The following is a 21,387-nucleotide window of genomic DNA, read 5'->3' as shown; positions in this document are numbered from 1 at the left end:
CGACGGGAAAGTAAGAGGACGAACGCCTGATGGCGCAGCGTGACTATTACGAAATTCTGGGGGTCGAGCGGACCATCGACGCCGCAGGCCTGAAGTCGGCCTATCGCAAGCTGGCCATGACCCACCACCCCGACCGCAACGGCGGCTCGGAGGAATCCCTCGCCAAGTTCAAGGAGATCTCCGAGGCCTATACGGTGCTGTCGGACGATCAGAAGCGCGCGGCCTATGACCGGTTCGGTCATGCGGGCGTGAACGGCGGCGCCGGCGGCGGCGACCCGTTCGGACGCGGCGGCGGTCAGGGCTTCCACGACATCAACGACATCTTCTCCCAGGTCTTCGGCGACGCCTTCGGCGATGCGTTCGGCGGCCGGAGCGGACGTCAGCAGCAGGGCGGTCCGCGTCGCGGCTCGGACCTGCGCTATGACCTCGAGATCACCCTGGAGCAGGCCTACAAGGGCGCCGAGGTCGAGATTTCGGTCCCCACCACCATGACCTGCGAGGTCTGCGACGGTTCGGGCGCCAAGGCCGGCACCAAGCCGACCATCTGCTCCACCTGCGGCGGCGCCGGGCGCGTGCGTCAGGCCAACGGCTTCTTCCAGGTCGAGCGCACCTGCCCCCGCTGCGGCGGCTCGGGCGAGATGATCGCCGACCCCTGCAACGCCTGTCACGGCCACGGTCAGGTCCGCAAGAACCGTCAGCTCAGCCTCAAGATCCCGGCCGGCGTCGACGACGGCTCGCGCATCCGCCTGTCGGGCGAGGGCGAGGCCGGCCAGCGCGGCGGGCCGCGCGGCGACCTCTATGTCTTCCTGTCGGTGCACGACCACGAACTGTTCGAGCGCGACAACTTGGACCTGCTGGTCACGGTGCCGGTGCCGATGACGGTGGCGGCGCTCGGCGGCGTCGTCGACGCCCCCTGTCTGGTGTCGGAGGCCTGCGACGGCAAGTGCAGGGCCACGGTCGAGGTGCCCGCCGGCGCCCAGACCGGCAAGACCGTCCGCATCAAGGGCAAGGGCATGCCCCACCTGAACGGCCGCCAGCGCGGCGATCTGGTGGTCGAGCTGTTCGTCGAGACCCCGACCGATCTGACCCCGCGTCAGAAGGAGCTGCTGACCGAGCTGGCGGCGTCGCTGGGCGAGACCCAGACCCCGCGCAACACCAGCTTCGCCGGCAAGGCCAAGCGCTTCTGGGCCGACATCCTGGGCGGCGACGCCGACAATCCGAAAGAGACCGCGTGAGCGACATCTTCCACGCCGGCATCTCCGGCGCCCGGGGCCGCATGGGCCGCGCCGTTTCGCAAGTCCTGGACGCCCGCGAGGACGTGGTGGTCGCCGCCCGTTTCGACCGGGGCGAGACGCCCGACCTGAACCTGTGCGACGTCATCATCGACTTCTCGACGCCCGAGGCCTCTGTCGAGTTGGCCAGGGCCTGCGCCGCGCGCGGAGGTCCGGCCCTGGTCATCGGCTCCACCGGCCTGTCGCCCGAACAGGACGCGGAACTAGAGGCGGCGGCGGAGAAGATCGCCATCGTCCGCAGCGGCAACTTCTCGCTGGGCCTCAACATCCTGATCGGTCTGGTCGAGCACGCGGCCCAGCGTCTGGACGGCCGCGACTGGGACATCGAGGTGCTGGAGACCCATCACCGGCGCAAGGTGGACGCGCCCTCGGGCACCGCCCTGATGCTGGGCGAGGCCGCGGCCAACGGCCGTGGCCGCGATCTGGAAGACCTCAAGACCGCCCCCTATGACGGCATCACCGGTCCGCGCGAGCCCGGCAAGATCGGCTTCGCCTCCCTGCGCGCCGGCGGCGTGATCGGCGAGCACACGGTCCTGTTCGGCTCGGACGACGAACTGCTGACCTTGTCGCATTCGGCCATCGACCGCTCCCTATTCGCCAAGGGGGCCGTGGCCGCCGCCGCCTGGGTGCGCAACCGCCGCCCCGGCCTCTACGACATGCAGGACGTGCTCGGATTCCGTCAGGCCTGATCGGCGTATGAGCCGGCCGGGCGTCAGACAGGGGAGCAGCTACGGCATCATGCTGCGGGCGGCGGCGGCCCTCAGCTTTTCGCTGATGTACGCCCTGATGAAGTGGGCGGCGACGATGGAGCCCGTCTCGGCGGGCGAGATGGTCTTCTACCGTTCGATCTTCGGCCTGCCGGTGGTGCTGTTCTGGGTGCTGAACAGCGGCGGGGGACTGGCCGCGATCTCGACCCGGCGGCCCATGGTTCACGTCTGGCGCTGCGCCCTGGGGGTGACCGGCATCCTGCTGATCTTCCAGGGCTTGCGGTTGCTGCCCCTGGCCGACGCCACGACCATCGGCTTCACCGCCCCCATCTTCGCCACCCTGCTGTCCATCGTCTTTCTGAAGGAGAAGGTGGGGCGTCATCGCTGGACGGCGGTCATCCTGGGCTTCGTGGGAGTTCTGGTCCTGGTGCGGCCCGGCGCCGAGGGGGCGCCGCCGCTGGGCGGTCTGCTGTTCGCCCTTGGCGGAGCCTTCGTCGCGGCTTCGGTCACCGTCACCCTGCGCCAGCTGGGCAAGACGGAATCGGCGACCGCCATCGTCTTCTGGTTCTTCGTCGCCTGCGCCCTGGTGGGCGGGAGTCTAGCCCTGATGGACGGGCACAGCCACAGCTGGCCGGTGCTGGCCGTGCTGGCGGCGGGCGGATTGGCGGGCGGGCTGGCGCAGTTGCTGATGACCAGTTCGCTGCAGCACGCCCCGGTCTCGGTCCTGGCCCCGCTGGACTATCTGCAGATGGTCGGGGCCGTGGTTCTGGGCTGGCTGCTGCTGAGCGACGCGCCGACGGGGGCGACCCTGATCGGGGCCGCCCTGATCACCGGCAGCGGTCTCTACACCGCCTGGCGCGAGCGGGTTCTGCACCGCGAGATCACGCCGCCGTCGCCCAGTTCGACGGTCTGACGCCTGGCCTATTTCCCGGTCGAGCCGAAGCCGCCGGCGCCGCGCGCGGTCTCGTCCAGGGCCTCGACCTCGGCCATGACCGCCTGGGCGTAGGGGGCGATGACCATCTGGGCGATGCGTTCGCCGCGCTGGATCTCGAAGGCGAGCTGGCCGTGGTTGATCAGGATGACCCCGACCTCGCCGCGATAGTCGCTGTCGATGGTGCCGGGCGAATTCAGGCAGGTGACGCCATGCTTCAGCGCCAAACCCGAACGGGGCCGCACCTGGGCCTCATAGCCGGGCTCCAGCGCGATCTTCAGGCCCGTCGGGATCAGCTTGCGCTCGCCGGGGGCGAGGATGACCGGCTCGAATTCCGGCAGGGCGGCGCGCAGGTCCATGCCCGCCGAGCCCGTCGTCTCATAGGCGGGCAGGGCCAGGCCCTCGGCGTGGGGCAGACGTTGGACGCGGACGGTGGTCATGAAGGGATCTTTCAGGCCTTGAAGTGATCGGCGATGCGGCGGGCGAGCTTTCTCGCCACCTCGGTCTTGGACTGGCGCGGCCAGGGTTCGGCGCCGTCCCGGGTGAACAGGGTCACGGCGTTGCCGTCCGAGCCGAAGACCTCGCCCGAGACGTCGTTGCCGACGATCCAGTCGCAACCCTTTCTGGACAGCTTGGCGCGAGCATTGCCCTCGAGGTCGCTGGTCTCGGCGGCGAAGCCGACCACCAGTTTGGGGCGCTTCGGGCCGGGCGCCGAGACGCCGGCCAGGATGTCGGGGTTCTCGATCAGGGCCAGGGAGGGCGGACCGCCCGGCTTCTTCTTGATTTTGCCGGAGGCGACGCCGTCCACGCGCCAGTCGGCGACGGCGGCGCTCATCACGGCGATGTCGGCGGGAAGATGCGCCTCGACGGCGGCCTTCATCTCGGTCGCGGCCTCGACCCAGAGGCGGGTGACGCCGACCGGCGCGTCCAGGGCCACGGGGCCGGAGATCAGGGTCACCTCGGCGCCCAGTTCAGCCAGGGCGGCGGCGACGGCGTATCCCTGCTTGCCGCTGGAGCGATTGGTCAGGCCGCGCACCGGGTCGATGGGCTCGAAGGTCGGTCCGGCGGTGACCACGGCGGTCTTGCCGGTCAGCGGGCGGCCGTCAGGGCCAGCCAGCAGGCGGGCGATCGCGTCGAGGATGACGGCGGGCTCGGCCATGCGGCCGGGGCCGAACTCGCCGCAGGCCATCTCGCCGTCGTCAGGGCCGACCACGGCCGCGCCGTGGAAGCCGTCGAAGCTTTTCAGCCGCTCGACATTGGCCTGAACCGCCGGGTGCAGCCACATGCGCACGTTCATGGCCGGGGCCAGTAGAACCTTCTTGTCGGTGGCCAGAAGCGTGGTCGAGGCCAGGTCGTCCGCCATGCCGTTCGCGGCCTTGGCGATCAGCCCCGCCGTGGCGGGCGCCACCACCACCAGATCGGCCCAGCGCGACAGCTCGATATGGCCCATGGCCGTCTCGTCCTCGGGCATGAACAGGTCTTGCCGCACCGGATGGCCGGTCAGGGCCGCCAGCGACATGGGGGTGACGAACTCGGCGCCGGCCTTGGTCAGCAAGCTCATCACCTCGGCCCCGGCCTTCTTCAGCAGGCGCGTCAGCTCCAGCGCCTTGTAGGCGGCGATGCCGCCGCCGACGATCAGCAGGACCTTGCGGCCGGAAAGCGAGGATGCGGTCATGAGGAATCTCTAGCGGGGCCGCATGACGCCGTCGAGACAAAGCCGCGTCGCATCGGGTGGTCAGTCATGGAACATTGCCAGAACAAATAGTTTATGCCTAACTGTGTTCGGCGGGTTTTTCAGGGAGGGTGACCCATGCGAATTCAAGTGACGGCGGGCGTTCTGGCGCTGCTGGTTCTGGCGGCCTGCGACAGCGGCGGCTCGGCGGTCGAGACGCGCGACCGGGCGGCGGCCGAACCGGTCGCCCTGATCTCGGCGGCGGCACCTGAAAGCGAAGCCGTCGAGGCGACGCCCGAGGCCAAGCCCCCGGTCACGGCCAACCGGCGCGAAACCGTCGACGCCAAGGTCCAGCGCCTCTATGAGCGCAACGGCGCGGCCTTTGGGGCGAAGTCGGCGGACGACTATCTGACCAAGGTGCGGGCCTTCACCGAGGCGACGCCGCGCGGGACCGAGACGGTCAAGCGGCCGAACGGCGACACCCTCTATTACCAGGCCTCGACCAACACCTTCGCCGTGGTGGACCGCAACGGCGTGCCCCGCACCATGTTCAAACCGGACGACGGCCCGGCCTACTGGGCGCAGCAGAAGGAGCGGGCGCCGACCTTCGGACAGCGCCGCTCAGGGACACGCTCCGCCGAATAGTCAGGCGGCGTCGAAGGTCAGGGGCGCGCCCCAGAAGCGGGCGATCAGCTCCGACTGCGGGCCCGGCGTGCCGGTGGTCAGGAAGTCGCGGCGACCGGATGAGCCCAGGTCGTATTCGGGGTGGCGCGCGAAATAGCGCTCCAGGGAGTCGGCCACTGCGCTCGGCTGGCTGATCACCTGCACGCCTGCCGGCAGGGCGTCGGCGAACAGGTCGGCGACGATTTCGTAGTGGGTGCAGCCGAGGATGGCCTTGTCGGGGTGACGGCCGATGCGACGGCGCAGGGCGTCGACGTGGTCGTTGACCACCACCCTCAGCTCCTCGGTCGGCGCGCCCAGTTCGATCAGGCCGGCCAGGCCGGGGCAGGGCTCGGTGAAGACGGCCAGGTCCTCGCGGCGCTTGTCGATCTCGATCTCATAGACGCGGCTCATGGCCGTGGCGGCCGTGCAGAAGACGCCGGTGACGTCGATCGCCTGTTTCTTCTCGCCTTCCAGTCGGCCGTTGCGCTCGGCCTCATAGGACCAGGGCAGGCCAGTCGCCGCCTCGATCGTCGGGACGATGATGCCCAGGACGTTGACCGGACGGCCCAGCTTCTCATGCATGCCGGGAATCCAGGTCTGCTGCAGGCGACGCAGCGCGATGGCCGAGGCCGTGTTGCAGGCCAGGACCACGACCGAGGCGCCGGCCTCGAACAGACGCTCGCACCCGGCGCGCGTCAGTTCGACGATGTCCTCGCCGCCGCGCCCGCCATAGGGGGCGTGGGCCTGGTCGCCCAGATAGATGAAGTCCCGCGTCGGAAAGCGGGTCGTGAGTTCGCGGTGGACCGTCAGGCCCCCCACGCCGGAGTCAAAAACGCCTATCGCCATGCAGCGGCCTTTAGACCCGTGGGGTTCCGTCGTCCAATGGTTAGGATTACATCGAGGCATAAGCCCGCCCGGACGAGCACGTCGGGGCGGGTCGAAAACAGCTATGGTTGGGAGACCTGGATGCACAGACGCCATCTTCTCATCGGGGGCGCGAGCCTCTTCGCCCTTTCGGGCTGCGCCTCCGCCGGCGCTCTGGAGAACGGAATGACCGGATCGGCCGCGGCCCTTTCGACCGCTGATGAAGCCCGCATCGCTCGCGCCGTCCTGCCGACGACCGCCCCGCGCGCCGAGCTGCTGCAGCCCTGGACCGGCCCCTATGAGGGCGTGCCTCCCTGGGACAAGGTGACGGTGCCCAAGATGCGCGAAGCCATTCTGGAAGGCATCGAGCTGCAACGCGCCGACGTCGCCGCCGTCGCCAACAACCCCGACGCCCCGACCTTCGCCAACACCCTGGTGGCGATGGAGCTGGCCGGCGAGCCGCTGGACCGCGCCATGAACGTCTTCAGCGTCATGACGTCGAACATCGGCGGCGACGCCTGGGACGCGCTGGAGACCGAGCTGTCGCCGATCCTGTCGGCCGCCTCGGACGAGATCACCTTCAACGAGAAGCTGTTCCAGCGCATCAAGGCCGTGGCCGACGGCGCCGACGCCGCCGGCCTGAACGCCCAGCAGAAACGTCTGGCCGAGCGCAGCCGCGACGCCTTCGTGCGCAACGGCGCCGCCCTGGACGCCGCCGGCAAGGCCGAGCTGGGCCGCATCAACACCGCTCTGTCGAACGCCTTCACCGGCTTCGGTCAGAAGGTGGTGGCCGATGAGAACACCTGGACCGTCATCACCAGCGAGGCCGGCCTGAAGGGCCTGCCGGACTCGAACAAGGCCGCCGCCGCCGCCGCCGCCCGCGCCCGCAACGTCCAGGGCTGGGCCATCGTCAACACCCGCTCCAGCGTCGATCCCTTCCTGACCTTCGCCGACGACCGCGCCCTGCGCGAGCAGGTGTGGAAGAAGTTCGTCAAGCGCGGCGACAACGGCGACGCCAACGACACCAAGTCGACCATCGCCCAGATCGTGGCCCTGCGTCAGCAGCGCGCCAGGTTGCTCGGCTTCGGCAACCACGCCGAATGGCGCATGCAGGACACCATGGCCAAGACCCCGGCCGCGGCGATGGAGCTGATGCAGCGCGTCTGGGCCCCGGCCAAGGCCCGCGTCGCCGAGGAGGTCGCCGACATGAAGGCGATCGCCGGTTTCGACATCGAGCCCTGGGACTACCTCTACTTCGCCGAGAAGGTCCGCAAGGCCAAGTACGACCTCGATCAGAACGAGCTGAAGCCCTACTTCGAACTGCACGCCGTGCGCGCGGCCTCCTTCTACATGGCCGAGCGCCTGTACGGCTTCGTCTTCAAGCCGTTGGCCAAAGGGACTGTCTCGACCTTCGAGCCGGACGTGACCACCTATGAGGTCACCGACAAGGCCACCGGCAAGCTGATCGGCCTCTACTACGCCGACGACTTCGCCCGTCCGGGCAAGCGTTCGGGCGCCTGGATGACCACCTACCGGTCCTTCTCGCAACTGACGGGTTCGAAGCCCATCCTGGCCTCGAACAACAACAACTTCGTCAAGGCCGAGGCCGGTCAGCCCCTGCTGATCTCGCTGGACGACGCCGAGACCCTGTTCCACGAGTTCGGCCACGCCCTGCACTACTTCTCGTCGGTGGTGACCTATCCGTCGTTCGGCAACACGCCGCGCGACTTCGTGGAATATCCGTCGCAGGTGCACGAGCACTGGGTGCTGAGCCGCCCGATTCTCGACGGCTACATGAAGCACGTCGAGACCAAGCAGCCGATGCCGCAGGCGCTGGTGGACAAGATCGAGGCCTCCTCGACCTTCAACCAGGGCTACGCCACGGTCAGCTACCTGTCCTCGGCCCTGGTCGACATGGACCTGCATACGCAAGCCACGCCGCCGACCGATATCGGCGCCTTCGAGAAGGCCTCGCTGGATCGTCTCGGCATGCCCAAGGAGATCGTGATGCGGCACCGCCTGCCGCAGTTCAACCACCTCTTCACCTCGGACGCCTACTCGGCCGGCTACTATTCCTACCTGTGGTCGGAAGTGATGGACGCCGACACCTGGGCCTACTTCGAGGAGTCGGGCGACGTCTTCAATCCGGACATCGGCGGACGCTTCAAGTCGATCATCCTGGCGCCGGGCAACACCACGGACCGCGGCGAGGCCTATCGCCAGTTCCGCGGCCGCAACCCCGACGTGGCGGCCCTGCTGAAGGTGCGCGGCTTCCCCACTTCCTAAGGGGGCCTACCGCCCTTCGGGCTACTTGAGGCCCGTTGAGCGATAAAGTTGGAGAGGGCCCGGTGGAGTAATCCGCTGGGCCCTTTTCTTTGGCCGTCATCATTGCGCAAATCGCGCCGTCACCCCGGACGACCGGAGGGGCGATCCGGGGCCCAGGCGCTTGATCGGCCAGGGCGCGACAGGAGTCGGCGTCTGGGTTCCGGGTTCGCTGCGCGCCCCGGAATGACGGCGAGGAAGAGGCTTGTCGGCAAGTCCATTCTGTTTCCGGCTGAGGTGGCGTAAGCCTTGGCCGTTGGAATGAAGGAGCGCCCATGAGCGTCGTCGCCTCCTACGTCTACAAGGACGGCAAGCGCGTGCGCGAGGCGCCGCTGACCGACGCGGGGCTGCGGCTCAAGCCGGGCGAGTACCTGTGGATCGGTCTCTATGAGCCGACCGACGAGGAGTTCGAGGGACTGGTGCGGCGCTTTCGTCTGCACCCCCTGGCGGTCGAGGATGCGCTGTCGGCGCACCAGATGCCCAAGATCGAGGTCTATGGCTCCGAGCTCTTCATCGTCGCTCGCACGGCCCAGGCCGTGGACGACGCCATTCTGTACGGCGAGACCCACGTCTTTGTCGGGCCGCGCTACGTCATCACCATCCGCCATGGCTCCGCCCGCGCCCACACCCAGCTGCGCGCCCAGCTGGAGGCTTCGCCCTTGCAGCTGAAGCACGGCGCCGACTTCATCCTGCACGGGGTGCTGGACTTCATCGTCGACGCCTATGTCCCCATCATCGACGACATCGAGGACAGCGTGCTGGAGATGGAGCAGCGGGCCCTGGACAGCTTCCTGTCGCGCGCCGACATCAAGCGCCTGTTCCAGCTGCGCCGTGAACTGTTGAAGTTCAGCCGCGTCCTGGGGCCGATGGAGGAGGTGGCGGTCAAGCTGCAGTCGCTGGACCTGCCCTGCATCGACCGCGAGGTCCGCCCCTATTTCCGCGACGTGGCCGACCATGTGCGGCGCGTCTCCAGCCGGGCGGCGAGCTTGCGCGACATCCTGTCGTCGGTGTTCGAGGTCTCCAACCTGCTGGAGCAGCAGCGCCAGGGCGTCATCACCCGCAAGCTGGCCGCCTGGGCCGCCATCCTGGCCACCCCGACAGCGGTGGCCGGCATCTACGGCATGAACTTCGAGCACATGCCGGAGCTGCGCTGGGTCTATGGCTACCCCATGGTCATGGGGCTGATCGTGGCCATCTGCCTGGGCCTCTACGTCACCTTCAAGCGGACCAGGTGGTTGTGATCAGCCGCTGTTTCGCAGGCCCGCCGCCACGCCGTTGATGGCCAGGAGGATGCCGTTGCTGACGCGGGGATCGTTGTCGCCGGCGCGGCGGCGGCGGATCAGTTCGATCTGCACATGGTTCAGCGGCTCGACGTAGGGCATGCGCTGGCGGATCAGCCGGTCCAGCTCGGGCTGGCCGCCCAGCAGGTCGTCGTGGCCGGTGATCGACAGGACGGCGGCCCGGGTAAGCTCCCATTCGTTGAGAATCTCGCCGTAGATGCGCTCGGCCAGGGCCGGATCGGGGACCAGTCCGGCGTAGCGGCGGGCGATGGCCATGTCGGCCTTGGCCATCACCATCTCCATGTTCTGGACCACGGTGCGGAAGAAGGGCCAGGCGGCGGCCATGTCGCGCAGTTCATCCGGGTCCTCGCCCTGAACCGCTGAACCGAAGCCGAACCAGCCGGGCAGCATGACCCGCGACTGCGACCAGCTGAACACCCAGGGAATGGCGCGCAGGTCCTCGATGGCGGGCGAGGTCGAGCGGCTGGCCGGGCGCGAGCCGATCTTCAGGTCGGCGATCTCGGCGATGGGCGTGGCGGCGCGGAAATAGTCGATGAAGCCGGGCGTCTCATAGACCAGGGCGCGATAGGCCTTCATCGACGCCGCCGACAGGCGGGCCGCCGTGGCGCCGTGCTCAAGGCTGTAGCCGCCGTCGGTCTGCGGGCCCAGCGAGGCCAGCAGGGTCCCGCAGGTCAGGGCGTCGAGGTTGCGCTGCGCCACCTCCGGCTCGCCGTACTTGTTGGCGATGACCTCGCCCTGCTCGGTGACGCGGATGCGGCCAGCCACCGTGCCCGCCGGTTGGCCCAGCACGGCGGAGAAGCTGGAGCCGCCGCCGCGCCCGACCGCGCCGCCGCGACCGTGGAACAGCTGCAGACGGACCCCCGCCGCGCGGGTCACGTCCAGCAGGGCGCGCGAGGCCTCGTGCAGTTCCCAGCCCGAGGTCAGGTAGGAGCCATCCTTGTTGCTGTCGGAGTAGCCGATCATGACCTCCTGCACCCCGCGCGCGGTCGCCACGGCGCGAGCGGACGGCTCGGCCAGGACACGCTCCAGCGTCGGCTGCGAGGCGCGCAGGTCCTCGATGGTCTCGAACAGGGGCGCGGCCTGGATGGGGCAGGCGGCGGGGTCGGCGGGGTCGTAGAGGCCGACCTCCTTGAGCAGCAGATAGACCTCCAGCATGTCCGAGGCCGCGTCCGTCTTGGACACGATATGGGTGCGGATAGCCTGGGGGCCGAAGGCGGCGAGCGCCTGCGCCGCCGCCTGCAGGATGGCTCGCTCCTTCAGGGTCTCGGGGGCATAGTCGGCATAGGGCGAGAACAGCGGGCGCGGATTGGCCAGTTCGCGGGCCAGCAGGGCCAGTCGCGCCTCTTCGTCCAGGGCGATGTAGTCGGGGCAGACGCCCGCGACCTTCAGCAGATCGGCGACGATCCGTTCGTGCACGTCCGAGTTCTGACGCAGGTCCAGGGTCGCCATGTGGAAGCCGAAGACGTCGGCCGCTGTGATCAGGCGCGCCAGCCGGTCGTCGGCGAAGACGGCGCCGTGGGTGCGGATCAGGCTGTCGTGCAGCACGGCTAGGTCGGCGCGGAAGGCGTCGGGCCCCTCATAGGCCGGGGCGTCGAACTGGGCGGGCAGGGGGGCGGGGCCGCCGGCCAGGGCCGCATGGGTGGCCGACAGGCGGGCGTAGATCTGGCTCAGTGCCCGGCGATAGGGCTCGTCCGCCCGCTGGATGGAGGCGTCGCCGGACGTCTGGGCCAGTGTCGCCAGTTCGGGCGTCACGGCGGTCAGGTCGGCCGAGAGGCTGAGCTCCTCGCCGAGCGCATTCGTCTCCTCCAGATAGAAGCGCAGCACGGCGCGCGACTGGGTGCGGAAGGCGGCGGCCAGAACCGCGCCGTCGACATTGGGATTGCCGTCGCGGTCGCCGCCGACCCAGGTGCCGATGCGCAGGAAGGGCGGCAGGTCGGGCGCGTCCAGCAGAGTGCGCCACTCGGCCAACTGGGCCGGGGCGACGTGCAGGAAGATGCGCTGCAGCCAGTCGGTGACGGTGTTGATCTCGTCCTGCACCACCAGGCCCGAGGCGCGGGTCAGGCGCGTGGCCCACAGGATGACGATCTGACGGCGCAGTGCCGCCTTCAGCGCCGTGGGCGAACAGGCGATCCCGTCGCGGTCGCAGCCGTCCAGCAGGGCGCCGACGGCGCCGATACGGTCGATGACGCTCTTGCGGCGCACCTCGGACGGGTGGGCGGTCAGGACGGGAGAGATCAGGGCGGTGGCCAGCAGATCACGCACCGCAGCCCGGTCCACGCCCGCCGCATCCAGCCGCTTCAGCGCGCCCTCGGGCGTATCGGCGCGTTCGCCGGCCTCGGCCTGTTCGCGGGCGCGGCGCTTGCCCGCCCGGTCCTCGGCGACATTGGCCAGCAGGGAGAAGGCGGCGAAACCGTGGGTCAGGCCGATGGCCTGATCCAGCGACAGGTCCTTCAGCAGGCCTTCCAGTTCGGCGGCGTCGTGCGAGGCCGGATCGCGGTGGTAGGCCACCGAGGCCTGACGCACCGCCTCGATCCGGTCGTAGAGTTCCTGTCCGCCTTCATCGCGGATCACCTCGCCGAGCAGGGCGCCCAGCAGGCGAACCTCGTCGCGCAGTCGGTCGTCGGCGGCCTGGATCATTATGCTGTCCTTCAGCGGGGAGGCTGGGAGCGGAACCGTATCAATGGAATCCGAGGGGGCTAGTCCCATGGGCAACGCTGAAACCCTTTGTGTGGTTGTAGGGGGCCTCAACCGGGAGTCGACATTTGCTTGTGAATGCTCCATAAGCCGCCGCTTCCGGCGCAATTGAACCTGCGCCTCCTCCGGTACGACAGCTTTTTGGTCGTGCTACCGCGCTGAGCGCTGCTTGAGCACAGCCCATTCGGGCTCGAGTAGGCCGACCGGCCGATAGCCCCAAAAAGAACGAGCCCGGCGAGGACCCTCTGCCGACGTGATCGTCGCCAGAGGTCGTTTCTCTATGGAGGTCAGGGTTCGCGCATGAAAGGTTTTGAATGTTCGAGGCTCTGAACGAGCGGCTGACAGGCGTCTTCGACCGGATCACCGGCCGCGGCGCCCTGTCCGAAAAGGATGTCGAGGAAGCGCTGCGCGAAGTCCGCGTCGCTCTGCTCGAGGCCGACGTCGCCCTGCCGGTGGTCAAGGACTTCATCAGCCGCGCCAAGGAACAGGCGACCGGCGAAGAGGTCATCCGTTCGGTCAAGCCGGCCGATCAGGTGGTCAAGATCGTCTATGACGGTCTGGTCGAGATGCTGGGCGGCGAAGAGCCGGTTCCGCTGAACACCAACGCCACGCCGCCCGCCGTGATCCTGATGGCCGGCCTGCAGGGCTCGGGCAAGACCACGACCTCGGCCAAGCTGGCGCTGCGCCTGACCAAGTTCGACCGCAAGAAGGTCATGATGGCCTCGTTGGACACGCGTCGTCCGGCGGCCATGGAGCAGCTGGCGACCCTGGGTCAGCAGATCGAGGTCGCGACCCTGCCCATCGTGGCGGGCCAGTCGGCGGTCGAGATCGCCAAGCGCGCGCTGCAATCCGCCAAGCTGCAGGGCTTCGACGTCCTGATCCTCGACACCGCCGGCCGCATCACGCTGGACGAGGCCCTGATGGCCGAGGTGGCCGAGGTGGCCCGTGTCGCCAATCCGGTCGAGACCCTGCTGGTCGCCGACAGCCTGACGGGTCAGGACGCGGTCCGCACCGCCGCCGCCTTCCACGAGCGTCTGCCGCTGACCGGCCTGGTGCTGACCCGCGCCGACGGCGACGGCCGCGGCGGCGCCATGCTGTCGATGCGCGCCGTCACCGGCCTGCCGATCAAGTATCTGGGCGCCGGTGAAAAGGTCGACGCCCTCGACGTCTTCGACGCTCGCCGCGTCGCCGGTCGCATCCTGGGTCAGGGCGACATCGTCGCCCTGGTCGAAAAGGCCGCGACCGAGCTGGATCAGGCCAAGGCCGAGAAGATGGCCCGCAAGCTGGCCAAGGGCCAGTTTGATCTGGACGATCTGGCCGGCCAGCTGGGCCAGATGAAGAAGATGGGCGGGCTGCAGGGCATCATGGGCATGCTGCCCGGCGTGGCCAAGCTGAAGGCCCAGATGGCCGACAGCAACGTCAACGACAAGATGATCGACCGCCAGCTGGCCATCATCTCTTCAATGACCAAGGCCGAGCGCAAGAAGCCCGACCTGCTGAACGCCAGCCGCAAGAAGCGCGTCGCCGCCGGTTCGGGCGTCGAGGTCCAGGACATCAATCGCCTGCTGAAACAGCACCGGCAGATGGCCGACATGGTCAAGTCCCTGTCCAAGGGCGGCGGCAAGAACCTGCAGAAGATGGCCGCCATGATGGGCGGTCTCGGCGGAGGCGGCGGCATGCCCGGCCTTCCCGGAATGGGCGGTCCCGACATGGCCCGCCTCAAGGCCCTGGGCGGCGGCAAGATGGCCGAACCCAGCGCCGACGACATGAAAGCCATTCAGGACCGGCTTGCCGGACTGGGCGGCGGACAACTTCCGGGAGGCCTTCCGGGCCTGCCGGGCTTCCCGAAAAAGAACTGATTTCGATTTTCTAGAAAGAGACTGAAAATGCTGAAGATTCGTCTGGCCCGCGGCGGCGCCAAGAAGCGCCCCTACTACTACATCGTCGTGGCTGACTCGCACGCTCCGCGCGACGGCAAGTTCATCGAGCGCGTCGGCAGCTACAACCCGATGCTGCCCAAGGACAGCGCCACCCCGCGCGTCGTCCTGAAGGCCGACCGCATCTCGGAATGGCTGGCCAAGGGCGCTCAGCCGACCGACCGCGTCGCGCGCTTCATCAGCCAGTCGCAAGACGAAGCCCTGGTCGGCAAGGTCGCCTGGACCAAGTCGAACAACCCGAACAAGGGCACGCCGGGCAAGAAGGCCCAGGAACGCGCCGCCGAGCGCGCCCAGCGCGAAGCCGACCGTCTGGAAGCTGAAGCCGCCGCCAAGGTCGAGGCTGCCGAAGCCGCCGCCCGCGCCAAGGAAGAAGCCGCCGCTGCCGCCGAAGCCGCCAAGAACGCTCCGGCTGCTGAAGAAGCCCCGGTCGAAGCCGCTGCTGAAGAAGCTCCGGCCGCTGAAGCGACCGAAGAACAGGCTTAAGCCTTTCGTGCGTCATCCCGGAACCGTCGGCAGGCGGTATCCGGGACCGCCAAGGGCGCTGCAGTTCCACATTGTCTCGCCTGCCGTGGCCCCGGATATCGCTTCGCGATTCCGGGGTGACGTTTATGAGGAGCTCCCATGTCTGACCCGAAACTGATCCTCGTCGCCCAGATCGGCGGCGCCTTCGGCGTGAAGGGCGAGGTGCGGATCACCGCCTTCACCGCCGATCCCAAGGCCCTGCTGACCTATCAGCCCCTGCTGAAGGCGGACGGAACGCCCGCCCTGACCCTGCTGTCCGCGCGGCCGGACAAGGCCGGCGTGGTGGCCAGGGTCAAGGAGATCGCCACCAAGGAACAGGCCGACGCCATGCGCGGCCAGAAGCTGTTCGTGCCGCGCGACCGCCTGCCCGAGCCCGAGGAGGACGAGTTCTACCTGACCGACCTGGTGGGGCTGCAGGCCCGCGACCTGGACGACGCCGTGGTTGGCACGGTCAAGTCGGTGCAGAATTTCGGCGCCTCGGACATGCTGGAGATCAGCCCCAAGGAGGGCGGGCCGACCTGGTACCTGCCCTTCACCCGCGAGGCGGCGCCGGACCTGCGCATTTCCGAGGGCTGGCTGCGCATCGTGCGCCCGACCGAGGTGGACGAGCGCGACGAGGCCTGATCGACCGCCACCGACGCGGTGGCTATTGCGGCGGGCGGTTCGGCTTCCAACATGGGAGGTTCAACCCGCCCGGAGCGCCCCATGGCCGACCTGTCCGCCTTTCCGATCACCCGCCAGTACCCGCCGGCTCATCCCGACCGGCTGCAGCTCTATTCCCTGTCGACGCCCAATGGCGTGAAGGTCTCCATCCTGCTGGAGGAGCTGGGTCTGGCCTATGAGCCGCACCTGGTCGATATCGGCAAGAACGAGACCTGGACGCCCGACTATCTGTCGCTGAACCCCAACGGCAAGATCCCGGCCATCATTGATCCGGACGGTCCGGGCGGAAAACCGCTGGCCCTGTTCGAGTCCGGGGCCATCCTGGTCTATCTGGCCGAAAAGACGGGGCGCTTCCTGCCCGTCGATCCGGCGGCGCGCTACGAGACCCTGCAGTGGGTCTTCTTCCAGATGGCGGCCATCGGCCCGATGTTCGGTCAGGTCGGCTTCTTCCACAAGTTCGCCGGGCGCGAGTTCGAGGACAAGCGTCCGCGCGACCGCTACGTCGCCGAGTCGCGGCGTCTTCTGGGCGTTCTAGAAGGGCGTTTAGAGGGCCGGGACTGGATCATGGGCGACGACTACACCATCGCCGACATCGCCATCCTGGGCTGGGTGCGCAACCTGATCGGCTTCTATGAGGCGGGCGATCTGGTCGGCTTTTCTGACTTCCCGCGCGTGGCCGCCTGGCTGGAGCGGGGTCTGGCGCGCCCGGCGGTGCAGCGGGGTCTGAACATCCCGGCGCGGCCGTAGGAGAGATAGCGGGGGCGCGGACGCCGCGCCCCCGCGAAACTCAGACTTCTTCGGTCGGGGCGTCGCCGACGTGCTTCTTGATCGACTCGATGGCGCGCTTGGCGCCCGACTTGTCCGAGTAGCCTTCGGTCGAGAAGATGATCTCGGAATTGTACTTGAACCGGACGCGGAACTCGCCCGCCTTGTCCTGATAGACTTCGAACTTGTGCGCCATGATCGCCTCGCTCTGACGGCCGCCAGTCGGCCGGACGTCAGGCTGTCACAGTCACGCTGGGGACGGAAGGGCGGGAAATGTAAAACCGGGTCAGGCCGGATCAGGCGCGCGGCCGGATCCAGCGCCGAGCGGCCAAGGCGACGAAGCCGACAGCAAGACCCCAGAAGGCCGAACCGACCCCGAACAGGGCCACCCCCGACGCCGTGGCGGCGAAGGTCAGCACCGCCGCCTCGCGGTCCTCGACCCCGCTCATCATGCCGCCCAGCGACCCCGTCAGCGGGGCGATCAGGGCCAGACCGGTGATGACCGCCAGCGCCCCGGTCGGCATGGCGATGAACAGGCCCGCCAGCGGCGCGGCGAACAGGGCGACGACCAGATAGATCAGGCCGTAGAGGACGCCCACGGTCCAGCGCCGGCCGGCGTCGGGATGGGCCTCGGGTCCGGTGCAGATGGCGGCGGTGATCGCGGCCAGGTTGACGCCGTGGGCGCCGAAGGGGGCCAGGACCGTGCTGGTCAGCCCGCCCCAGAAGATCAGCTTTCCGGCGGGCGGGGCGTATCCGGCGGCCCTCAGCACCACCAGACCGGGCAGGTTCTGCGAAGCCAAAGTCACCAGATAGAGGGGCAGGGCCAGGCTGATCGCCGCCTTCCAGTCAAAGGCGGGCATGACCGGCGACAGCTGGCCGAACAGGCCGGTCCCGGCGGGCAGGCCGACCTGACCGCGCAGGGCCAGCACCGCGAAGGCCGCGACCAGAACGGCGGGCAGGGCCCAGGCGGCGGCGACGCGGCGCATGATCAGGAAGACCGCCAGCAGACCCGCCGCCAGCCCTATGTCGCTCGGGAAGACCAGACACAGCTTCAGACAGAAGGGCAGCAGCACCCCCGCCAGCATGGCCGAGGCTATGGCGGCGGGAATGCGCTCGGCCAGCCGTCCCAGAGCCGGGGCCAGGCCGGTCAGCACCATCAGCAGGCCAGCGATGACGAAGGCGCCGACGGCGGTCGACCAACCCAGCCCCAACGTCGAGGCCGCCAGCAGGGCCGCCCCCGGGGTCGACCAGGCCAGAACCACCGGCATCTTCAGCCGCCAGCTCAGCACCGCGCCGGGCAGGCTGATGCCGAGGCAGAGCGCCGTGACCATGGAGATGATCTGGGCGGGCGAGGCGCCCAGCGTCTGACCCGCCTGAACGATCAGAGCCACCGTGCCGCCGAAACCGACGACCATCGCCACGGCGGCGGCGGAGAAGCTGGCGGGCGGGGGCAGGCGCGACGAACTCATGCGTCGAAGCTAGGCCGGGCGGCGGCGCCCGGGAAGCAAAAAGGGCCGCCGGTGGATCCGGCGGCCCCTTCTATTCTGAACCCGGAGGGGATCAGCCCTCCATGTCGTCCGGCAGACCGACGGCGTGGAAGCCGGCGTCGACGTGGACGACTTCGCCCGTGGTCGAGCGGCCCAGGTCCGAGCACAGCCACAGGGCGGCGCCGGCGACGCCTTCCATCGAGGTCTCTTCCTTGATCAGCGAGAACTGCGCCGACTTGGAGTGCAGGCCGCGCCCGCCCGAGATGCCGGCCAGGCTAAGGGTGCGCATCGCGCCCGCCGAGATGGCGTTGACGCGGATGTTCTTCGGACCCAGGTCGCGCGCGATGTAGCGGGTCGCGGCTTCCAGGGCGGCCTTGGCCACGCCCATGGTGTTGTAGTTGGGGATGACGCGTTCCGACCCCAGATAGGTCAGGGTGATCATCGAGCCGCCGTTGGGCATCAGCTTGGCCGAACGCTTGGCCACGTCGACGAAGCTGAAGGCCGAGATGTTCATGGCCAGCAGGAAGCTGTCGCGCGTGGTGTTGTCGACGAAGGAGCCCTTCAGCTCGTCCTTGTTGGCGAAGGCCACCGAGTGGACGACGAAGTCGATCGTGCCGAATTCCTTTTCCAGCTCCTCGAAGGCCTTGTCCATCGAGGCGTCGTCGGTGACGTCGGCCTGGATCAGCAGCTTGGCGCCGACGCTTTCGGCCAGGGGGCGCACGCGGCGCTCAAGACCCTCGCCGAGGTAGGTGAAGGCCAGCTCGGCGCCCTGGGCGGCCAGCTGCGAGGCGATGCCCCAGGCGATGGAACTGGAGTTGGCCACCCCCATGATCAGGCCCTTCTTGCCCTTCATCAGGTCGCCGGTGGGCATATCCCAGCCTTCGCTCGTCGCCATGGGTCGTCTCCGTATCTGAACTTGAACCGCCTTTTGGACGGGTGCGGCGCGGGTGACAAGTCGCGGCGCCGCTGGCGTTCGGCGCAAGGCCTCTTAAGTTGAGAAGCGATGAGCCTTGATCCGCACAGTTCAGACGCCTTTCAGCCCGGTCCGGTCTTCTTTGATCGACAGGAACTGGGGCTGGTGCTGCGGGTCTATGGCCGGATGGTCGCCGCCGGGGAATGGCGCGACTACGCCATGATCGGCCACAAGGAGGTGGCCGAGTTCGCTGTCTTCCGCCGCTCGGGCGACGCGCCGCTTTATCGGATCGAGAAACGCCCGGCCCTGCGCCTGAAACAGGGCCAGTGGGCCGTGATCGGCGAGGGCGGCCATGTGCTCAAGCGCGGGCGAGACCTGGCCCAGGTGCTGCGCGTGTTCGACAGCCGCAAGTTCAGCGTGGTGGAATAGCCACCCACCGCTCATCCCCGCGGAGGCGGGGACCCAGTGCTTTGGCTTCAAGACACTTCGATCAACGGATGAACGCTCCGCCCGGCGCTCTTACTGGGTCCCCGCCTCCGCGGGGATGAGCGGATAGAGTTGCTGTCCGTGCAATGAAAAAGGCCCCGACGTTTCCGCCGGGGCCTTTCATTCTTTTGGGCCTATCGCGCTTGCGCGCGACTTGAGGCTTTTATTCCCGGCTGCCGCCCATGAAGGCCAGCAGGAACTGGAACAGGTTGATGAAGTTGATGAACAGGCTCAGGGCGCCGAAGCCCGTGGCCACGCCCATGGCTTCCTGATTACCGCCGAGCGCGTAGTAGGTCATCTTCAGGCGCTGGGTGTCATAGGCGATCAGACCCGAGAAGATCAGCACGCCGAGGCCCGAGATGATCAGGTACATCGTACCCGACTGCATGAAGATGTTGACGATCGAGGCGATGACCAGGCCGATCACGCCCATGATCAGGAAGCTGCCCATGGCCGTCAGGTCCTTCTTGGTCGTGTAGCCGACCAGGCTCAGACCGGCGAAGGCCGCCGCCGTGACGAAGAAGGTCGAGGCCAGCGAACCGCCGGTGTAGCGCAGGAACAGGATGCCCAGACCGGCGCCGATGGTCGAAACCACGGCCCAGTAGAGCATGTTCACGCCCTTGGCCGTCGGGTTCTTCATGAAGAACATCGAGCCGAACAGCATGACCAGCGGCGAGAACTGGATGATCATGCCCAGCAGGGTCAGGCCGATGCGGCCGTCGTCGGTGCGGGCGAACAGAAGCTGCTGCACGGCGGGCACGTTGCCGGTGACATAGGCGAGGGCGCCGGCGACCACGAGGCCGAGGGCCAGCTTGTTGTAGACGCCCAGCATGAAGGCGCGCAGACCGGCGTCGACGGACATGTCCGCCGACTGCGGAAGCGGGCGCGCATAGCCGTTGTTGAAGTCGCTCATCGCGAAAGAAGTCTCCTAAATGGACGGCAAACGCCGACCTTGACCGGAAATATCGGGACGGACGGCCCGCCTTGCAAGGAAAACCCGACTTCCGAACGGTCGTTCCGCCCGCTACCAAGGGTCGCATGCTGCGTCTGTTCACCGCCATCGCCATTCCCGAAGACGTCGCCGAGACGCTTCAGCGCCGCCAATCCGGCCTGCCGGGCGCGCGCTGGCGGCCGCTGGACGCCCTGCATGTCACCCTGGCCTTCTATGGCGAGGCGTCCGAGCGGACGGCTGACGACCTGGCCTCGGAACTGAGCCGGGCCGAGGGCGGCGGGGCCTTCGAGATCACCCTGAACGGCGTCGGGGCCTTCGGCGACGCCCACCGCACCCACACCCTGTGGGCCGGGCTGGAACAGTCTGAGCCGCTGAACGTCCTGGCCGGACGCTGCCGTTCGGCGGGCGAGCGGGCGGGGGCGCCGCCCGAGAAGCGCGAGTACCGGCCCCACGTCACCCTGGCCTATCTGAAGCCCCAGGCGAACCCGGACCGCATCGGGGCCTGGATCGCTGGACACAACCTGCTGCATTCGCCGCCGATCCGGGTGGACCGGTTCGGCCTCTATTCCAGCGTCCTGACCGGCGACGGCAGCGTCTACAGCCTGGAGCGGGAGTATCTGCTGTGATCGAACGTCCGACGTCCCCGCTTGGCCCGACGCTGGAGACCGAGCGCCTGTTCCTGCGTCCGCCGACGCTGGAGGACTTCCCCCGCTGGGCCGACTTCATGAGCGACCCTGAGACGACCCGCTTTATCGGCGGGGTGCAGTCGAAGCACGAGGTCTGGCGCGCCATGGCCTCGGTCGCCGGCATGTGGGCCTTGCACGGCGAGGGCATGTTCTCGCTGATCGAGAAGGCGACCGGGAACTGGATGGGCCGCATTGGACCGCTGCATCCCTATGACTGGCCGGGCCGCGAGGTGGGCTGGAGCCTGCACCGCGACGCCACGGGCAAGGGCTATGCGGTCGAGGCCGCCGCCGCCGCCATGGACTACGCCTTCGACGTCCTGGACTGGCCCGATGTCATCCACTGCATCGATCCGGACAACTTGGCGTCGGAGAAGGTGGCCCTGCGTCTCGGCTCGACCAATCGCGGCCCGGGCGTCATGCCGCCGCCGTTCCAGCATCACCCCGTCAACCTGTGGGGCCAGACGCGCGAGGAATGGCGGGTCAACCGCGCGCGTCTGTAGCCGCCGCGTCATCCGAAGCCCGGCGTCGAG

General features: G+C 68.4%; 21 protein-coding genes. 13 read left to right on the top strand and 8 right to left on the bottom strand.

Going from position 1 to position 21,387, the window contains the following annotated elements:
* Positions 1 to 29 precede the first annotated feature (29 nt).
* The 3 genes from dnaJ to ACFYLW_RS13895 are packed head-to-tail and all read left to right on the top strand — an operon-like array spanning position 30 to position 2,912.
* Positions 30 to 1,235, top strand: coding sequence for a molecular chaperone DnaJ (gene dnaJ, locus ACFYLW_RS13905; RefSeq protein WP_312064745.1), 1,206 nt, complete (start codon positions 30 to 32; stop codon positions 1,233 to 1,235).
* Positions 1,232 to 1,981 (top strand): 4-hydroxy-tetrahydrodipicolinate reductase, encoded by a 750-nt coding sequence (dapB, locus tag ACFYLW_RS13900; protein ID WP_312064746.1) that lies wholly within the window; start codon positions 1,232 to 1,234, stop codon positions 1,979 to 1,981. The genes dnaJ and dapB overlap by 4 nt, the downstream gene beginning before the upstream one ends.
* Positions 1,982 to 1,988: 7 nt before the next feature.
* The gene (locus ACFYLW_RS13895; RefSeq protein ID WP_312064748.1) at positions 1,989 to 2,912 is read left to right on the top strand and encodes a DMT family transporter; all 924 of its coding nucleotides are present in this window, start codon (positions 1,989 to 1,991) and stop codon (positions 2,910 to 2,912) included.
* 8 nt (positions 2,913 to 2,920) lie between these two features.
* Here ACFYLW_RS13895 and dut read toward each other — a convergent pair whose 3' ends face one another.
* Complete coding sequence (gene dut, locus ACFYLW_RS13890) at positions 2,921 to 3,370, bottom strand: dUTP diphosphatase (protein ID WP_312064750.1); 450 nt, start codon at positions 3,368 to 3,370, stop codon at positions 2,921 to 2,923.
* Between the two features lie 11 nt (positions 3,371 to 3,381).
* Positions 3,382 to 4,605: a bifunctional phosphopantothenoylcysteine decarboxylase/phosphopantothenate--cysteine ligase CoaBC gene (gene coaBC, locus ACFYLW_RS13885; RefSeq protein ID WP_313471835.1), complete on the bottom strand. Its 1,224-nt coding sequence runs from the start codon at positions 4,603 to 4,605 to the stop codon at positions 3,382 to 3,384.
* A gap of 135 nt (positions 4,606 to 4,740) precedes the next feature.
* On the opposite strand from coaBC, the gene ACFYLW_RS13880 reads away from it, so the two are divergent.
* Complete coding sequence (locus tag ACFYLW_RS13880) at positions 4,741 to 5,247, top strand: S-type pyocin family protein (protein WP_312064754.1); 507 nt, start codon at positions 4,741 to 4,743, stop codon at positions 5,245 to 5,247.
* Here ACFYLW_RS13880 and ACFYLW_RS13875 read toward each other — a convergent pair whose 3' ends face one another.
* A complete protein-coding gene (locus tag ACFYLW_RS13875) occupies positions 5,248 to 6,111 on the bottom strand; it encodes an aspartate/glutamate racemase family protein (protein ID WP_312064755.1) in 864 nt (287 codons plus the stop codon).
* 204 nt (positions 6,112 to 6,315) lie between these two features.
* Between ACFYLW_RS13875 and ACFYLW_RS13870 the strand changes: the two genes are divergently transcribed.
* Both ACFYLW_RS13870 and corA read left to right on the top strand, forming a co-directional pair.
* Positions 6,316 to 8,415 (top strand): M3 family metallopeptidase, encoded by a 2,100-nt coding sequence (locus ACFYLW_RS13870; protein ID WP_390183197.1) that lies wholly within the window; start codon positions 6,316 to 6,318, stop codon positions 8,413 to 8,415.
* A 311-nt stretch (positions 8,416 to 8,726) separates the two neighbouring features.
* Positions 8,727 to 9,692 carry a magnesium/cobalt transporter CorA gene (gene corA / locus ACFYLW_RS13865; RefSeq protein WP_312064758.1) on the top strand — a complete coding sequence of 322 codons (966 nt, stop codon included), beginning with the start codon at positions 8,727 to 8,729 and terminating at the stop codon, positions 9,690 to 9,692.
* On the opposite strand, the gene ppc is transcribed toward corA, so the two are convergent.
* Entirely contained in the window at positions 9,693 to 12,389 is a 2,697-nt protein-coding gene (gene ppc, locus ACFYLW_RS13860; RefSeq protein ID WP_313471834.1) for a phosphoenolpyruvate carboxylase, read from the bottom strand.
* A 371-nt stretch (positions 12,390 to 12,760) separates the two neighbouring features.
* Here ppc and ffh point away from each other — a divergent pair, with 371 nt between their 5' ends.
* The 4 genes from ffh to ACFYLW_RS13840 all read left to right on the top strand — a co-directional run bounded on the left by ffh (position 12,761) and on the right by ACFYLW_RS13840 (position 16,315).
* Complete coding sequence (gene ffh / locus ACFYLW_RS13855) at positions 12,761 to 14,305, top strand: signal recognition particle protein (RefSeq protein ID WP_292084648.1); 1,545 nt, start codon at positions 12,761 to 12,763, stop codon at positions 14,303 to 14,305.
* Positions 14,306 to 14,332: 27 nt separating this feature from the next.
* A complete protein-coding gene (gene rpsP, locus ACFYLW_RS13850) occupies positions 14,333 to 14,866 on the top strand; it encodes a 30S ribosomal protein S16 (RefSeq protein ID WP_312064760.1) in 534 nt (177 codons plus the stop codon).
* Positions 14,867 to 15,004: 138 nt separating this feature from the next.
* Positions 15,005 to 15,529: a ribosome maturation factor RimM gene (rimM, locus tag ACFYLW_RS13845; RefSeq protein WP_312064762.1), complete on the top strand. Its 525-nt coding sequence runs from the start codon at positions 15,005 to 15,007 to the stop codon at positions 15,527 to 15,529.
* 81 nt (positions 15,530 to 15,610) lie between these two features.
* Entirely contained in the window at positions 15,611 to 16,315 is a 705-nt protein-coding gene (locus tag ACFYLW_RS13840) for a glutathione binding-like protein (RefSeq protein WP_312064764.1), read from the top strand.
* Between the two features lie 40 nt (positions 16,316 to 16,355).
* Here ACFYLW_RS13840 and ACFYLW_RS13835 read toward each other — a convergent pair whose 3' ends face one another.
* From ACFYLW_RS13835 to ACFYLW_RS13825, 3 genes are all read right to left on the bottom strand, one after another.
* Positions 16,356 to 16,529 (bottom strand): DUF1508 domain-containing protein, encoded by a 174-nt coding sequence (locus ACFYLW_RS13835; RefSeq protein ID WP_114817138.1) that lies wholly within the window; start codon positions 16,527 to 16,529, stop codon positions 16,356 to 16,358.
* Positions 16,530 to 16,629: 100 nt separating this feature from the next.
* Entirely contained in the window at positions 16,630 to 17,802 is a 1,173-nt protein-coding gene (locus tag ACFYLW_RS13830) for a benzoate/H(+) symporter BenE family transporter (protein WP_312064766.1), read from the bottom strand.
* A gap of 91 nt (positions 17,803 to 17,893) precedes the next feature.
* Positions 17,894 to 18,691, bottom strand: coding sequence for an enoyl-ACP reductase (locus ACFYLW_RS13825; RefSeq protein ID WP_162790687.1), 798 nt, complete (start codon positions 18,689 to 18,691; stop codon positions 17,894 to 17,896).
* A gap of 132 nt (positions 18,692 to 18,823) precedes the next feature.
* On the opposite strand from ACFYLW_RS13825, the gene ACFYLW_RS13820 reads away from it, so the two are divergent.
* Positions 18,824 to 19,162 (top strand): DUF2794 domain-containing protein, encoded by a 339-nt coding sequence (locus ACFYLW_RS13820; protein WP_312064768.1) that lies wholly within the window; start codon positions 18,824 to 18,826, stop codon positions 19,160 to 19,162.
* Positions 19,163 to 19,382: 220 nt separating this feature from the next.
* Here the strand turns inward: ACFYLW_RS13820 and ACFYLW_RS13815 are convergent, their stop codons facing one another.
* A complete protein-coding gene (locus ACFYLW_RS13815) occupies positions 19,383 to 20,132 on the bottom strand; it encodes a Bax inhibitor-1/YccA family protein (RefSeq protein WP_312064769.1) in 750 nt (249 codons plus the stop codon).
* Positions 20,133 to 20,257: 125 nt separating this feature from the next.
* Between ACFYLW_RS13815 and thpR the strand changes: the two genes are divergently transcribed.
* Positions 20,258 to 20,797, top strand: a complete 540-nt coding sequence (gene thpR, locus ACFYLW_RS13810; protein WP_312064771.1) for an RNA 2',3'-cyclic phosphodiesterase — start codon at positions 20,258 to 20,260, stop codon at positions 20,795 to 20,797.
* Positions 20,794 to 21,357 (top strand): GNAT family N-acetyltransferase, encoded by a 564-nt coding sequence (locus tag ACFYLW_RS13805; protein WP_312064773.1) that lies wholly within the window; start codon positions 20,794 to 20,796, stop codon positions 21,355 to 21,357. Before thpR ends, ACFYLW_RS13805 begins: the two co-directional genes overlap by 4 nt.
* The last annotated feature ends 30 nt before the right edge of the window (positions 21,358 to 21,387 follow it).

It is taken from the genome of Brevundimonas sp. NPDC007368 (assembly GCF_042869015.1).
GTDB lineage: Bacteria > Pseudomonadota > Alphaproteobacteria > Caulobacterales > Caulobacteraceae > Brevundimonas.
This window is presented reverse-complemented; position numbering and strand designations above follow the sequence as displayed.